The sequence below is a fragment of the Fulvivirga ulvae genome (assembly GCF_021389975.1).
In the GTDB taxonomy this organism is placed as follows: domain Bacteria; phylum Bacteroidota; class Bacteroidia; order Cytophagales; family Cyclobacteriaceae; genus Fulvivirga; species Fulvivirga ulvae.
The window spans coordinates 2824809-2839474 of record NZ_CP089981.1 but is presented as its reverse complement, the minus strand read 5'-3'; the positions used below and the strand labels follow the sequence as shown (position 1 = coordinate 2839474).

Genomic DNA, 14666 nt, shown 5'->3' with positions numbered 1-14666 from the left:
AATTTATACAAAAGTCATTCATTTAACTCTACACAATCACCATTAAATGCCAAGAGATAGAAGCATCAGGTCAGTTTTAATTATCGGAAGCGGGCCTATTGTCATCGGTCAAGCATGTGAATTCGATTATTCAGGTTCTCAAGCATCACGTTCGTTAAGAGAAGAGGGAATAGAAGTTATTTTGATTAACTCTAACCCGGCAACAATCATGACCGACAAGGTCACCGCAGATCACATCTATCTTAAACCTCTTACCAAGCAGTCAATCAGGGAAATCTTACAAAAGCACAATGTAGATGCCGTACTTCCTACCATGGGAGGGCAAACTGCATTGAACCTGGCTATCGATTGTCAAAAAGCTGGTATTTGGGAGCACTTCGGTGTAAAGATCATAGGTGTTGATATTAACGCAATAGAAACCACGGAAGACAGGGAGAAATTCCGGCTTAAAATGAACGAGTTGGGTGTTCATGTCTGTAAAGGAGAAACAGCCACCTCATTTCTTCAAGGTAAGGAAATCGCCCAGGAAATTGGCTTCCCGCTTGTTATCAGGCCATCTTACACGCTGGGGGGTTCCGGCGGTGGTTTTGTCAATACACCGGATGAGTTTGAAAAAGCACTTACCCACGGATTACATACCTCGCCTATTCATGAGGTACTTATCGAGCAAAGCATTCTGGGCTGGAAAGAATATGAACTGGAATTGCTTAGAGACAGCAAAGGTAACATTATCATTATCTGCTCAATAGAGAACTTTGATCCGATGGGTGTACATACGGGAGACTCCATCACCGTAGCCCCAGCCATGACACTACCGGATACTGTATATCAGGAGATGCGTAACCTTGCCATCAAAATGATGAATGGTATAGGTATGTTCGCCGGAGGTTGCAATGTCCAGTTTGCGGTTAACCCTGAAAATGATGATATCGTGGGCATTGAGATCAACCCCAGAGTATCAAGATCATCGGCCCTTGCATCAAAAGCAACAGGCTACCCCATAGCAAAAATTGCTGCAAAGCTGGCTATAGGCTACAACCTTGATGAGCTTAAAAATGCAATTACAGGTACCACATCCGCATACTTTGAGCCCGCACTTGACTATGTGATTGTTAAAATACCTCGCTGGAACTTTGATAAATTCCAGGGTTCAAATAAAAAGCTTGGCCTGCAGATGAAGTCTGTTGGTGAAGTAATGGGTATCGGAAGAAATTTCCAGGAAGCCCTGCAAAAAGCATGTCAGTCCCTTGAAATCAAAAGAAACGGACTAGGAGCTGATGGCAAAGAACTGACAAAACAGCAGGAGATCCTCGAAAGTCTGGAACACCCGAGCTGGAACAGACTTTTCCATATCTATGATGCCTTCAAGCTGGGAATACCATTTAAAACTATTCAGAACCTTACTAAAATAGACAAATGGTTCCTTATCCAGATCGAAGAACTGATCGTTTTGGAAAATGAAATCTCAAAATATACTATAGATAATATCCCCGCGGCCCTGCTTAGATCAGCCAAAGAAAAAGGCTACGCCGATCGCCAGTTAGGCCACCTCATGAATTGCTGGGAGAGCGAAGTTCGCAGTAAGCGAAAGGAGTTGGGCGTCAACAGGGTTTACAAACTTGTAGATACCTGTGCAGCCGAATTTGAAGCTCAAACACCATATTACTACTCTACCTTTGACCAGGAAAATGAATCGAAAATTACTGACCGGAAAAAGATAGTAGTTTTAGGGTCAGGTCCAAACAGGATAGGTCAGGGTATTGAATTTGATTACTCTTGTGTGCATGGCATTTTGGCAGCTAAAGAGTGTGGTTATGAGACTATCATGATCAACTGCAACCCCGAGACAGTTTCTACAGACTTCGATGTAGCTGACAAGCTATATTTCGAACCTGTTTTCTGGGAGCACATTTATGATATCATCGAGCATGAAAAACCTGAAGGTGTAATCGTTCAGCTTGGCGGACAGACAGCACTAAAGCTCGCCGAGAAACTCGAAAAGTATGGCATCAGGATTCTGGGCACTAACTTCCAGTCACTTGATCTTGCTGAGGACAGAGGTAGTTTCTCCAACATTCTGAGGGAAAACGATATACCTTACCCGCAATTTGGTGTGGCTGAAGATGCTGAAACCGCTATTGAGCTGTCAAAAGAGATCGGGTTCCCGCTGCTTGTAAGACCTTCTTACGTATTAGGTGGCCAAAGCATGAAGATCGTGATCAATGAAAAAGAACTTGAATCACACATTATTGATATTCTCAAAAAAATACCAGGTAACAAAGTATTGCTTGACCACTTTCTTGATGGAGCTATAGAAGCTGAAGCAGATGCTATCTGCGATGGAGAGGATGTACACATAATCGGCATTATGCAGCACATAGAGCCGGCAGGTATTCATTCCGGAGACTCCTATGCGGTGCTGCCTCCTTATAACTTGGGAGACTTCGTGATCCGCCAGATTGAGGCGTATACTAAAAAGATAGCACTGGCACTTAACACCGTAGGTCTTATCAATATACAATTTGCCATTAAAGATGATAAGGTATATATCATTGAGGCCAACCCAAGGGCATCCCGTACGGTTCCATTTATTTGCAAAGCATATGATGAACCATACGTTAACTATGCTGTTAAAGTAATGTTAGGTGAAAAGAAGGTTAAAGACTTTAAATTTAACCCTAAAAAGCATGGTTATGCCATTAAGGAACCGGTGTTCTCATTTGATAAATTCCCTAATGTAAATAAAGAGCTTGGCCCTGAGATGAAATCTACCGGAGAAGCCATTTATTTCATTGATGACCTGATGGACGACTATTTCCTAAAAATATACTCTGAACGAAACTTATATCTGAGTAAATAAGTATAATAATAAAAAGAGTAAAAATATGTTGAAATTTCTGATTATTGCGTTTCTGATAGGGTTTCTGTTTTTCAAACTTCTGGGTCTTTTTTTCAGGATTCTCATTGGAAGATCAGCAGCTGACAGATCAGGAGGAAGGGCATACCAAAATCAGCAATATCAGTCCGGAAGGAGCAACGACGGGAATGTAAACATTGATTATGTTCCAAAAAATGGCTCAAACAAGTCACCAAAAGCTTTTAAGGGCGGTGAATACGTTGATTATGAGGAAATAAAATAAATTATATCAAAATTGTTATTTTAGACCCCGTTTCGGTCCGCCAAAATCTGGCAATTTCCGAAACGGGGTTTTTCATTTTAGTATAGCACATGGATAATATCAAATTTTATAAATATCAGGCTACAGGTAATGATTTCATACTCATTGACAACCGCAGTACGCAGCACCGCTTTTCTTCAAAACAGATACAAAAACTGTGTGACCGTAAATTTGGTATCGGTGCAGACGGGCTGATCCTGATCCAGGACCACGACAACTATGACTTCGAAATGGTTTACTACAACCCGGATGGCAGTCAGAGCCTTTGCGGAAATGGCAGCAGGTGCGCTGTAAATTTTGCCAGTTATTTGGGGATAGTCGACAAATCAACGCGTTTTCTGGCCTATGATGGTGAGCACCTGGCAGAAATCCTTGACAATGAAGCTGTAAGATTAAAAATGGCTAATGTACAAAATGTCAGGTTAATGGCAGATGGTATGTTTATTGATACGGGCTCACCACACCTGATCAAGTATGTGATCAATGTAAAGAATTACAGGGTGTATGACGAAGGAAAAGCCATCCGCAACGGCGGATTATTTAAGGAGGCCGGAGTAAATGTGAACTTTGTTGAAATTACGGGCAACTCGGAAATCTTCGCCAGAACTTATGAAAGAGGTGTTGAAAATGAAACACTTTCCTGCGGCACAGGAGTTACGGCTGCGGCCATTTCTGCCAGTCATAAAGGTCTTGAAAGTCCGGTTACCGTCAATACCATGGGAGGAACACTGGCGGTAGAATTCAAAAAGCAAGATGATGGCAGTTATTCTGAAGTTTATCTTATAGGACCCGCAGAAAGAGTTTTTGAAGGCGCCATTGAAATGCCAGTGTAATAGGTAAAAGATTTAATTAAAAACACCTTAACTTTAAGGTCGAAAGATAGAAAACAGGAGCGACTATGTTAAATTTTATTGCAAAGATATTCGGTACAAAGTCTGAAAAAGATATCAAGACTTTGATGCCTCTGGTTGACAAGATCAACCAGGAATATGCTCAGTTTGCGAGCATTAGCGATGACGAACTAAGAAATAAGACCACAGAAATACAAGAACAAATAAATGCCTCGCTTAAAGGCATTGATGATCAAATAGCTGCGTTACATCAAAAAATTGAGGACAACCCCGATCTTGACATTCATGAAAAGGAAGAGGTTTTCTCCGAAATAGATAAACTGGAAGAGAACAGAAACAAAGAGCTTGAAAAAGTTTTGATGGACGTGCTTCCTCCCGCCTTTGCCGTAGTAAAGGAAACTGCCAGAAGACTTAAAGAAAACAAAAAGCTGGAAGTAACCGCTACAATGCATGACAAAACAATCGCTGCTGAAAAATCAAATGTAGAAATACAGGGAGAAAAAGCCATCTGGCATAATAAATGGCTGGCCGCGGGTACCGAGGTAACCTGGGAAATGCTACACTATGACGTACAGCTTATAGGAGGTATCGTATTACATCAGGGGAAAATCGCCGAGATGGCTACCGGTGAAGGTAAAACTCTTGTAGCTACTTTACCGGCATTCCTCAATGCCCTGGCTAAAAGAGGTGTGCATGTGGTAACTGTTAACGACTACCTCGCAAAAAGAGATAGCGAGTGGATGGCCCCTATATTTGAGTTCCACGGCCTAAGGGTAGATTGTATTGATAAGCATGATCCAAACTCAGACGCCAGAAGGAAGGCCTATCTTGCAGATATTACATACGGCACCAATAACGAGTTCGGCTTCGATTACCTTCGGGACAATATGTCCCGCGACCCGCAAGAGCTTGTACAAAGAAAGCATCACTACGCCATGGTCGATGAGGTTGACTCCGTACTTATTGATGAAGCCAGAACACCACTGATTATTTCGGGTCCGGTACCAAGAGGTGATGAACATGAGTTTTACGACCTCAAGCCAAGGATCAATAAACTTGTAGAGGCACAAAAGAAAGTTACCTCCCTGTTTTTGGTGGAAGCCAAGAAGCTTATGGCTGATCAAAATGAAAAAGAAGGAGGTTTAGCGCTTTTCAGAGCATACCGGGGGCTTCCAAAGCACAAACCGTTGATCAAATACCTCAGCGAACCGGGTATCAGGCAAATTCTGCAGAAAACAGAGAATTTCTACCTGCAGGATAATCAAAAAATGATGCCAGAGGCAGATGAACCTCTATATTTTACTATCGATGAGAAGCACAATAGCATAGAACTTACAGAAAAAGGTATAGACCTCATCACTGGTGAAGGAGAGGATCAAAACTTCTTTATTATGCCTGACATTGGTACTGAAATCGCTCAACTGGAAAAGGATGAGCAAATGACCGATGAAGAAAAAGTGGCCAAGAAAGATGAGATCGTTAAGGATTATGCTGTAAAATCTCAGCGCATACACTCTGTCAATCAGCTTCTGAAAGCCTACACACTGTTTGAAAAGGATACGGAATATATTCTCGTAGATGGGAAAGTTAAAATCGTAGATGAACAGACAGGTCGTGTAATGGAAGGGAGGAGATACTCTGACGGTCTTCACCAGGCGATAGAAGCCAAGGAGAATGTAAAAGTTGAAGATGCTACCCAGACGTATGCTACGGTAACTTTACAAAATTATTTCAGGATGTACCATAAACTTGCCGGTATGACTGGTACAGCCGAAACTGAAGCTGGTGAATTTTGGGAAATTTATGAGCTGGATGTAGTAGTAATACCTACAAACAAACCTATCGCAAGAGCAGACAAGCAGGATATGGTTTACAAAACAGTTCGGGAGAAATTCAATGCCGTAGTAGATGAGGTGGTAAGCCTGACCGAACAGGGCCGCCCGGTACTTGTAGGTACCACTTCTGTGGAGATTTCCGAATTGCTGAGCCGAATGCTTAATATGAGAAAGATTAAGCACCAGGTACTTAATGCGAAACAGCACCAGAGAGAGGCAGAGGTTGTGGCTGAAGCCGGAAAGCCCGGTACTGTAACCATTGCTACAAACATGGCAGGTAGAGGTACCGATATTAAGCTTTCCCCTGAATCCAAAGCCGCCGGCGGTCTTGCTATTGTAGGTACGGAAAGACATGAATCCAGACGTGTAGACAGACAGCTAAGAGGTCGTTCAGGTCGCCAGGGAGATCCGGGTTCATCGCAATTCTTCGTTTCCCTGGAAGACAACCTGATGCGGATGTTTATGCCTGAACGTATAGCGCGTATCATGGATAAACTCGGCTTACAGGAAGGAGAAGTTATTTCTCATTCTATGGTAACCAAATCCATTGAGCGTGCTCAGAAGAAAGTGGAAGAAAATAACTTCGGTATAAGAAAAAGGCTACTGGAGTATGATGATGTAATGAACTCTCAAAGAGAGGTGATTTATAAAAGAAGAAGAAACGCCCTGTTTGGTGAGCGACTTCAGCTTGATATCATGACCATGCTCTATGATACGTGCGAAGATATAGTAGTCAATACAAAAGGTGGTGAGAACTTTGAAAGCTTCAAACTCACTGTACTCGGAGTGTTAGGTATTGACTTCGAAATTTCCAAAGAGGATTTTGAAAGGATTTCTGCAGAGCAATTAACTGACAAGCTTTACCACCAGGCTTACGAGTACTACAAGCGGAAAAACAAAGGAATTGCGGAAAAGTCTCTGCCTATCATTAAAAACATAGATGAAACAAGGGGAGCCAACATTGAGAACATCATGGTGCCATTTACTGATGGCAAAAAGCAAATTGGTGTGGCCGCTAACCTAAAAAAATGTGTACAGACCGAAAACGCTGAGTTGGTAAAAGCAATGGAAAAAATGGCAACCCTTGCCATTATTGACCAGTTATGGAAAGACCACCTGCGAGAAATGGACGACCTGAAGCAAAGTGTCCAGAATGCCGTTTACGAACAAAAAGATCCTCTTTTGATCTATAAATTCGAAGGTTTTGAGCTTTTCAAACGGTTTATTGCCAAAGTTAATGAAGAAACTATCTCATTCCTTGTAAAGGCAGATATCCCTATTCAAGAACCTGAGCAGGTACAAGAGGCACGATCTCAGAGAAGACAAAAACTACAGGAACAAAAAGACGAATCGCGTTCGTTACTAAGTGGCGGTGGCAATGCACAGGCCAACAGACCTCCGGCAGAAAAAACCATGCCTCTTAAATCAGAAAAGATTGTAGGTCGAAATGATAAAGTTACTGTCCAGTATATGGATGGTCGCATTGAAAAAGATGTAAAATTCAAAAAAGTAGAGGAAGATATCAGAAATAACAAGTGCGTATTAGTTGAAGATTAATTTTATGATCAAACCATTAGCATACTGTCTAGTTGTCACAATAGTAGTGTTTGGGTGTAAAACAAGCTCGGTTACGACTTCTGCCGATACTGAAAAGTATAAAGAAGACCTGTCGCAGCTACGCCCGAAATATGAAAAGCCGGAAATAAATATTGATTCCGCTTCTACAGAAATGGTCACGGATTATAGCGATGTCACTCCTTCGCACGATGTAACAGCTAAATTGAATGCCGTGCTGGACAGTATTGACGTACTTAGGAAAGATGTCAGGTATATCGATGGTTTTACCATTCAGGTTTACTCGGGTACCAACAGCGAGGAGGCGCGTCTTTCAAGGGGGAAGGTGTACTCTATACTCCCCGAATCCAATCCGGAATTGAAATTTGATGAACCGAATTTCAAAGTGAAAGTAGGGAAGTACTATTCAAGAATTGAGGCCAGAAAACCTTACGCACAATTGAAGAAAAAATTTCCCGGTGCTATTATTATCCCTGAAAGAATCTATCTTCACTAAATGTCACTAAAACAACAAATAAAAGAGCTGGCAGCCCGTAATGCCGGTGAGATTGTTAATATCAGGCGTCACATCCATGCCAATCCTGAACTATCTTATCAGGAATACAATACAGCTAAATATGTGGCGGAACAGTTAAAAGCCATAGGTATTACGCCCAGGGAAGGCGTTGCTGAAACAGGCCTTACCGCTGTTATTGAAGGTCGAAACCCCGAATCAAAAGTACTGGCGCTCAGAGCTGACATGGATGCTCTGCCTATACTGGAGGCTAACAATGTAGAGTACAAATCGAAAAATGAAGGTGTAATGCATGCCTGTGGGCATGATGCTCACACATCTTCATTACTTGGATCAGCAAAAATACTCCATGAACTCAAAGATCAGTTTGAAGGTTCCGTAAAGCTTATTTTCCAACCTGGTGAAGAAAAAAACCCGGGAGGTGCTTCTTTGATGATTAAAGACGGAGCACTGAAAGATCCTGCACCGGGTTGTATTTTTGGCCAGCATGTAATGCCACTGATCCCTGTTGGAAAGGTAGGCTTTCGCGAAGGCATGTATATGGCAAGCTGCGATGAGATCTACCTGACCGTAAAGGGTAAAGGAGGACATGGTGCTGTTCCTGAATTGACTGTTGATCCTGTACTTATTGCCTCTCATATTATAGTTGCGCTTCAGCAGATCATAAGCAGGAATGCAAGTCCCAAAACACCTACTGTGCTGTCATTCGGAAAAGTAATCGCCAACGGAGCGACAAACATTATTCCCGATGAGGTAAATATCGCAGGTACCTTCAGAGCTATGGATGAAGAATGGCGGGCTGATGCTCATAAGAAGATCACCACTATGGCTGAAAACATTGCAACGGCCATGGGAGGTAGTTGTTATGTTGAGATATCAAAAGGCTATCCCTTCCTGGTTAACAATCCGGAAGTTACCAGGCAGGCACGAGCTTCTGCAGAAGAATTTCTCGGAAAAGAAAACGTTGTTGACCTTGAACTTTGGATGGGAGCTGAAGACTTTGCTTATTATACACATGAGGTGCCTGCATGTTTTTACAGGCTGGGAACCAGAAATGAGGCCAGAGGCATTACCTCATATGTCCACACTCCTACTTTTGATATCGATGAAGATGCTTTGGAAATTGGGGCAGGCATGATGGCATGGATTGCCTTGAGCAAGCTACATAATATGTAAAATAAATATTGTGCTTTTTTCAATTATAGGAGGGCCTGACACAGCTACAGGCTCTCTATTTAAGCGTTCACCATATCCTCTTCATCCTTAGCCAGCTCACCCGTAACAGCCTCAGACACATTAATAATATGATCTCCAACACGCTCTAAAAGGTTATAGAGGTCGGAGTATACAATACCACTCATAATGTCATAATCACCCTTTTCAATGTTTTTGAGATGTTTCTTTCTGAGTCTGTCCCGTTTTTTATTAATAGCAGCTTCTTGCTCAACGGCCTCATTTAAACTCACTTGATCATAATCCATGTTTAAATTATCCATCATCACCGTGAAAGCTTCATCGATAAGCTCAAACATCTCTTGTAGGTTCTTCACCTGGCGGTCAGAGAACCAAGCATCACTTTCATTTTTTCTTTCAATGGCCAACGACATCTGGAAGAACAAATCCCCAATCCTTTCCAGATCATTGATGATAGATAGCATCCCTCGTAACCTCAACGAAGATTCACTACTTAAGTTTGAGGTCGATACTTTGGACAAATAGTCAGCTATCTCCAACTCTACTCTATCAGTAATTTCTTCATACTTTTTAATACGTTTCATCAATTTAACCCGGGCTTTTACCTTCTTCTTCACAATCAACGCCTGTACAAACCCCGACATCCTTGATGTGAGCTCGGCAAATTTTGCAATCTCCTTTCCCGCCTCTTCCAGAGATATTTCAGGAGTGGACATAATAGGAGTGCTAATGTACTCCAGTCTAAACTCTTCATCTTCACCTCTTGATGTAACAAACTTCACAACAAAATTTGAGATATGCTTAACAAACCAGATCAAAAGCAGGACATTAATAATGTTAAATGTAGTATGAAAAATCGACAAAGAAACAGGAACAGCCTCCGGGGTATCAAAAGGAGATACATTATGATATTTTGTCATGTAAGCATCGATACCATTAAGAAATAACGGAAAAGCAAGGAGCATCCACACTACACCGAATATATTAAATATGAAATGCGCTCGTGCCGCTCTTTTAGCATGAATATTACCTACAAGCGCAGCTATATTAGCGGTAATAGTCGTACCAATATTCTCACCCAAAACCATAGCAGCTGCGAGATCAAAAGATATCCATCCCTGATTGGCCATCACCAGTGTCAATGCCATGCTCGCACTTGAGGACTGTACCACCACGGTTAATACTGTTCCAATAGCAATAAACAATAATGTAGATAAAATACCAGCATCAGTATAACGACTTAAAAACTCAAGCACTTGTGGGTTGGACTTTAAATCCGGAACAGCCCCCTTCAATGCCTCTAGTCCCATAAACAGCAGAGCAAAGCCTATAATAACCTCGCCCCAAGACTTCCATCTGTTTTTGGAAGAAAACAATAGAGGGAAACCAAAAGCTATAATAGGTAAAGCTACTGCAGCAATTTTTACCTTGAAACCAACAATTGAAATAATCCAGGCAGTGATAGTAGTACCAATATTAGCCCCCATGATTACACCTATAGACTCTACCAGTGAAAGTAGTCCGGCATTTACAAAACTTACTACCATCACAGTTGTAGCGGAAGAAGATTGGACCAGAGAGGTTAGCAGGAAGCCTGTCAACACACCCATGAAGCGATTTGAGGTCATAGCCTTAAGTATCTGCCGCATTTTCCCGCCAGCCACTTTTTGGATGCCCTCACTCATTACCTTCATACCATAAATGAAAAATCCCAACGATCCTACGAGCGTGAGAACATCGAAGAAGTCAAATTTCATAGTGCAAATTGATAAAGTTCAAAACCTGAGCGATTTAAAACTAAACCACTGATCAAATGTTATAAATTTTGAAGGGGCAAATTAATAGAAATTATTGAGAGAATAGAAGTTTTATGTTTCTTTTAGTTAACATAAACTTAACATTAACTTAATATGAAATATCCTTGGCTCAATAGGCTTAAAGGTAATTTTGCGAAAATTTTAAACAAAAAAAGCATGAAATTCAAGGCAAATTTAATCCTTATTCTATTTGCAGGAAGCTTCTTATTTTCTTCTTGTGGTCAAAAACAATCCAATTCAGAATCTGAAAATCAAATCGACGGAGAAGTAAAAATTGATGGTTCAAGTACTGTTTACCCTATCACTGAAGCTATTGCAGAAGAATTCAGGGCCGAGCAACCCAATGTGCAGGTAACTGTTGGGGTTTCAGGAACCGGAGGGGGCTTTAAAAAGTTTTGCCGTGGAGAAATTGACATTAATGATGCTTCAAGGCCAATAAAGGATAAAGAAAAGGATGCTTGTACCGGTGAAAATATAGATTTTGTAGAATTAACCGTGGCTTATGATGGATTGGCAGTGGTTCTTAATCCCGAAAATGATTGGGTTGACCATTTCACTGTTGAAGAGCTTAAAAAAATATGGGAGCCTTCTGCCCAGGGCGAAGTAACAAAATGGAGCCAAATCCGAGCCGAGTGGCCTGATGAAGAATTTAGCCTTTATGGTCCCGGGGTTGCTTCAGGAACTTATGACTATTTTACTGAAGCTATCGTGGGGGAAAGTGGTTCAAGTCGTGGCGACTATACAGCCAGTGAAGATGACAACGTGCTGGTTCAGGGAATTTCAGGAGATAAAAATGCCATTGGGTTCTTTGGACTTGCGTATTTTGAAGAAAACCGGGATAAACTGAAGCTTGTACCTGTGAAAGATGGAAGTGAACCTGTTTTACCGTCTTTGGAAACTGTAAAAAGCGGAGAATATTCACCACTTTCCAGACCTATCTTTATTTATGTAAACAAGGGGGCAGCCAACAGGCCTGCAGTAAAGGCTTTTGTTGACTTTTACCTTGAGTCTGCCCCGGAGCTTGTTCAGGATGTAGGATATATTCCTCTTCCAGCTGATGAGTATAAAAAAGAAAAATCTGAGTTTGAAAACTTCGTTCAGACAGCAAAGCAATAAATAATTGAAATTGTGCCAGGCTTACAGGCCTGGCACATTACTTTAAACTATTTTGAAAAATACCGGAGAAAAAATTATTGAGGGCGCTTTGGCATTTAGTGGTCTCATTACAATTCTCACCACCTTAGGAATAATCTGGGTATTGGTATCAGAGTCGTTCAGCTTTTTCCAGGTGGTGTCGGTTACCGACTTTCTCACTGATACGGAATGGACTCCCCTGTTTACCCAAAAGCATTACGGAATATTGCCTTTGCTTACCGGAACATTCCTCACTACAGCTATCGCTATACTGACGGCCATGCCCATAGGGATTGCCATAGCCGTGTATTTGAGTGAGTATGCACCTAAAAATTTTCGAAAAAGCATTAAACCTGCCCTTGAGGTGTTGGCAGCAGTGCCTACCGTTGTATACGGCTTTTTCGCTTTAACCGTGGTAACTCCATTTTTGCAGAATATTGTCCCTGATCTGGGCAGTTTCAATGCATTGTCAGCCGGACTTGTGATGGGCATTATGATAATACCAATGATCTCATCTTTAAGTGAAGATGCTCTGCACGCATTGCCTAAATCGTTACGTGAAGCCTCATATGGAATGGGAGCCACACGTTTCCAGACAGCTTTTAAAGTTGCGGTACCTGCTGCTTCATCGGGCATCATTGTATCAATTATACTTGCAATAGCAAGAGCTATTGGTGAAACTATGATCGTAGCCATTGCTGCAGGTCAGCAGCCTATACTGACACTAGACCCCAGGGATGCTGTTGAGACCATTACCGCCTATATTGTTCAGGTAAGCCTTGGAGATGTACCGCACGGATCACTGGCTTACAAAACAATATTTGCCGCAGGTATTACATTGTTTATTTTCACGTTTGTCCTCAACAACATCAGTTTTTGGATAAAGAAAAAATACCAGGAAAAGTATGACTAAGCTTAATCAAAACAGAATCATAGACTCTGCTTTTAAATACTTCGGTATTTTCTGCACTTTCTTTGGGTTGATAGTTCTGGCCATATTTATTTTTAATATTCTGGCAGAAGGCCTTCAGCGCATAGACTGGGATTTCCTAACAAACCTGCCATCAAGAAGGCCTGCCAAAGCAGGTATATTGACTGCATGGACCGGTACGGCGTGGATATTGGGTTTAACAGCAATTATTTCCATCCCGCTGGGAGTAGCTGCTGGTGTATATCTGGAAGAGTATGGCAAAAAGAACAGACTGGCCTCCATCATTGAGATCAACATTGCCAACCTGGCAGGTGTTCCTTCCATTATTTATGGACTGCTGGGACTGGAGATATTTGTCAGAACCTTGAATTTTGGAGGCAGTCTGCTAGCAGGTGCTTTTACTCTCGCGCTGCTCATATTGCCGATTATAATAGTAGCCACCAGAGAAGCGCTTAAAGCTGTCCCTAAATCGTTGAGGGAAGCTTCTTTTGGAATGGGCGCCACGAAATGGCAAACCATCTGGTATCAAACACTTCCTGCAGCCTCAGGGGGCATTTTAACGGGTATCATACTTGCTCTATCTCGTGCAGTAGGAGAAACAGCACCTCTGATCGTTATTGGTGCATTGGCGTATGTTCCGTTTGTAGCTACTAATCCAATGGATGAATTTACCGTGCTGCCAATGCAGATATTTAACTGGGTATCAAGACCGCAGCATGGATTCGTTATTAATGCAGCAGCTGCAATAATCATATTGTTACTTATTACCTTTATTATGAATGGAATAGCCATCTATTTGCGAAATAAATGGCAGAAAAAAGTAAACTGGTAAGTTTATACTATAAGAATGAAACACATTGAAGCAAATAATGTCAACGCATACTATGGAGAGAACCATGTGTTGAAAGATATTTCATTAACCATGAAAGCAAATACCGTCACAGCTTTCATTGGCCCTTCCGGTTGTGGAAAGTCTACCTTCCTCCGGTGTCTTAACCGCATGAATGATTATATCGAAAGTTTCCGAAAAGAAGGCGATATTTTTATCGAAGGTAAAGATATATATGACAAAAAAGTCAGAGTAGAGGAACTAAGGCAAAAAGTGGGCATGGTATTTCAAAAGCCCAATCCATTCCCAAAAACTATCTTTGAAAATGTAGCTTATGGACTAAAAATACAAGGCATTAAAAATAAAGATATATTGGAAGAAGCTGTTGAAAAATCACTTAAGCAGGCCGCACTTTGGAATGAAGTAAAAGATTCTCTGCACAAGTCAGCCCTTTCTTTATCCGGTGGCCAGCAACAGCGGGTATGCATTGCGAGAGCTTTGGCAGTAGAACCATCTACACTTCTTATGGACGAACCTGCCTCTGCACTGGATCCTATTTCAACAGCTAAGATCGAAGATCTAATCGCAGAACTAAAAGAGAACTATACAATAGTTATTGTAACTCATAACATGCAGCAGGCAGCCAGGGTTAGTGATAAAACAGCTTTCTTTTACATGGGAGATCTGATCGAATACGATAAAACAAAAGAGTTATTTACAAATCCTAAGCACGAGAGAACGGAAAATTATATTACAGGAAGATTTGGGTAATAAGAATTATTTCAATTAAACTCATAGACTCAACAA

At 41.5% G+C, this 14666-nt stretch carries 11 protein-coding genes; 10 read left to right on the top strand and 1 reads right to left on the bottom strand.

Annotated features, from left to right (window positions below; genetic code table 11):
- Positions 1 to 46: 46 nt before the first annotated feature.
- The 6 genes from carB to LVD17_RS11785 all read left to right on the top strand — a co-directional run bounded on the left by carB (position 47) and on the right by LVD17_RS11785 (position 9130).
- Complete coding sequence (carB, locus tag LVD17_RS11810; RefSeq protein ID WP_233766993.1) at positions 47 to 2860, top strand: carbamoyl-phosphate synthase large subunit; 2814 nt, start codon at positions 47 to 49, stop codon at positions 2858 to 2860.
- Positions 2861 to 2885: 25 nt separating this feature from the next.
- On the top strand, positions 2886 to 3140 hold the full coding sequence (locus LVD17_RS11805) for a DUF4834 family protein (protein ID WP_233766992.1): 255 nt from the start codon (positions 2886 to 2888) through the stop codon (positions 3138 to 3140).
- Positions 3141 to 3229: 89 nt separating this feature from the next.
- Positions 3230 to 4012 carry a diaminopimelate epimerase gene (dapF, locus tag LVD17_RS11800; protein ID WP_233766991.1) on the top strand — a complete coding sequence of 261 codons (783 nt, stop codon included), beginning with the start codon at positions 3230 to 3232 and terminating at the stop codon, positions 4010 to 4012.
- Between the two features lie 65 nt (positions 4013 to 4077).
- Complete coding sequence (gene secA, locus LVD17_RS11795) at positions 4078 to 7422, top strand: preprotein translocase subunit SecA (protein ID WP_233766989.1); 3345 nt, start codon at positions 4078 to 4080, stop codon at positions 7420 to 7422.
- Positions 7423 to 7426: 4 nt separating this feature from the next.
- Positions 7427 to 7936, top strand: coding sequence for a hypothetical protein (locus LVD17_RS11790; RefSeq protein ID WP_233766988.1), 510 nt, complete (start codon positions 7427 to 7429; stop codon positions 7934 to 7936).
- Positions 7937 to 9130 carry a M20 metallopeptidase family protein gene (locus LVD17_RS11785; protein ID WP_233766986.1) on the top strand — a complete coding sequence of 398 codons (1194 nt, stop codon included), beginning with the start codon at positions 7937 to 7939 and terminating at the stop codon, positions 9128 to 9130.
- 59 nt (positions 9131 to 9189) lie between these two features.
- Here LVD17_RS11785 and LVD17_RS11780 read toward each other — a convergent pair whose 3' ends face one another.
- Positions 9190 to 10905, bottom strand: a complete 1716-nt coding sequence (locus LVD17_RS11780) for a Na/Pi cotransporter family protein (RefSeq protein WP_233766984.1) — start codon at positions 10903 to 10905, stop codon at positions 9190 to 9192.
- A gap of 216 nt (positions 10906 to 11121) precedes the next feature.
- Between LVD17_RS11780 and LVD17_RS11775 the strand changes: the two genes are divergently transcribed.
- The 4 genes from LVD17_RS11775 to pstB are packed head-to-tail and all read left to right on the top strand — an operon-like array spanning position 11122 to position 14630.
- Positions 11122 to 12081: a PstS family phosphate ABC transporter substrate-binding protein gene (locus LVD17_RS11775; protein ID WP_233766982.1), complete on the top strand. Its 960-nt coding sequence runs from the start codon at positions 11122 to 11124 to the stop codon at positions 12079 to 12081.
- 52 nt (positions 12082 to 12133) lie between these two features.
- Complete coding sequence (pstC, locus tag LVD17_RS11770; protein WP_233766980.1) at positions 12134 to 13012, top strand: phosphate ABC transporter permease subunit PstC; 879 nt, start codon at positions 12134 to 12136, stop codon at positions 13010 to 13012.
- Positions 13005 to 13862: a phosphate ABC transporter permease PstA gene (gene pstA, locus LVD17_RS11765; RefSeq protein WP_233766978.1), complete on the top strand. Its 858-nt coding sequence runs from the start codon at positions 13005 to 13007 to the stop codon at positions 13860 to 13862. Before pstC ends, pstA begins: the two co-directional genes overlap by 8 nt.
- Positions 13863 to 13877: 15 nt before the next feature.
- Positions 13878 to 14630: a phosphate ABC transporter ATP-binding protein PstB gene (gene pstB / locus LVD17_RS11760; RefSeq protein WP_233766976.1), complete on the top strand. Its 753-nt coding sequence runs from the start codon at positions 13878 to 13880 to the stop codon at positions 14628 to 14630.
- The last annotated feature ends 36 nt before the right edge of the window (positions 14631 to 14666 follow it).

What these genes read in the sequence shown, in the direction of transcription:
- carB (WP_233766993.1), top strand. Translation starts at nt 47, where the DNA reads ATGCCAAGAGATAGAAGCATCAGGTCAGTTTTAATTATCGGAAGCGGG.
- LVD17_RS11805 (WP_233766992.1), top strand. Translation starts at nt 2,886, where the DNA reads ATGTTGAAATTTCTGATTATTGCGTTTCTGATAGGGTTTCTGTTTTTC.
- dapF (WP_233766991.1), top strand. Translation starts at nt 3,230, where the DNA reads ATGGATAATATCAAATTTTATAAATATCAGGCTACAGGTAATGATTTC.
- secA (WP_233766989.1), top strand. Translation starts at nt 4,078, where the DNA reads ATGTTAAATTTTATTGCAAAGATATTCGGTACAAAGTCTGAAAAAGAT.
- LVD17_RS11790 (WP_233766988.1), top strand. Translation starts at nt 7,427, where the DNA reads ATGATCAAACCATTAGCATACTGTCTAGTTGTCACAATAGTAGTGTTT.
- LVD17_RS11785 (WP_233766986.1), top strand. Translation starts at nt 7,937, where the DNA reads ATGTCACTAAAACAACAAATAAAAGAGCTGGCAGCCCGTAATGCCGGT.
- LVD17_RS11780 (WP_233766984.1), bottom strand. Translation starts at nt 10,905, where the DNA reads ATGAAATTTGACTTCTTCGATGTTCTCACGCTCGTAGGATCGTTGGGA.
- LVD17_RS11775 (WP_233766982.1), top strand. Translation starts at nt 11,122, where the DNA reads ATGAAATTCAAGGCAAATTTAATCCTTATTCTATTTGCAGGAAGCTTC.
- pstA (WP_233766978.1), top strand. Translation starts at nt 13,005, where the DNA reads ATGACTAAGCTTAATCAAAACAGAATCATAGACTCTGCTTTTAAATAC.
- pstB (WP_233766976.1), top strand. Translation starts at nt 13,878, where the DNA reads ATGAAACACATTGAAGCAAATAATGTCAACGCATACTATGGAGAGAAC.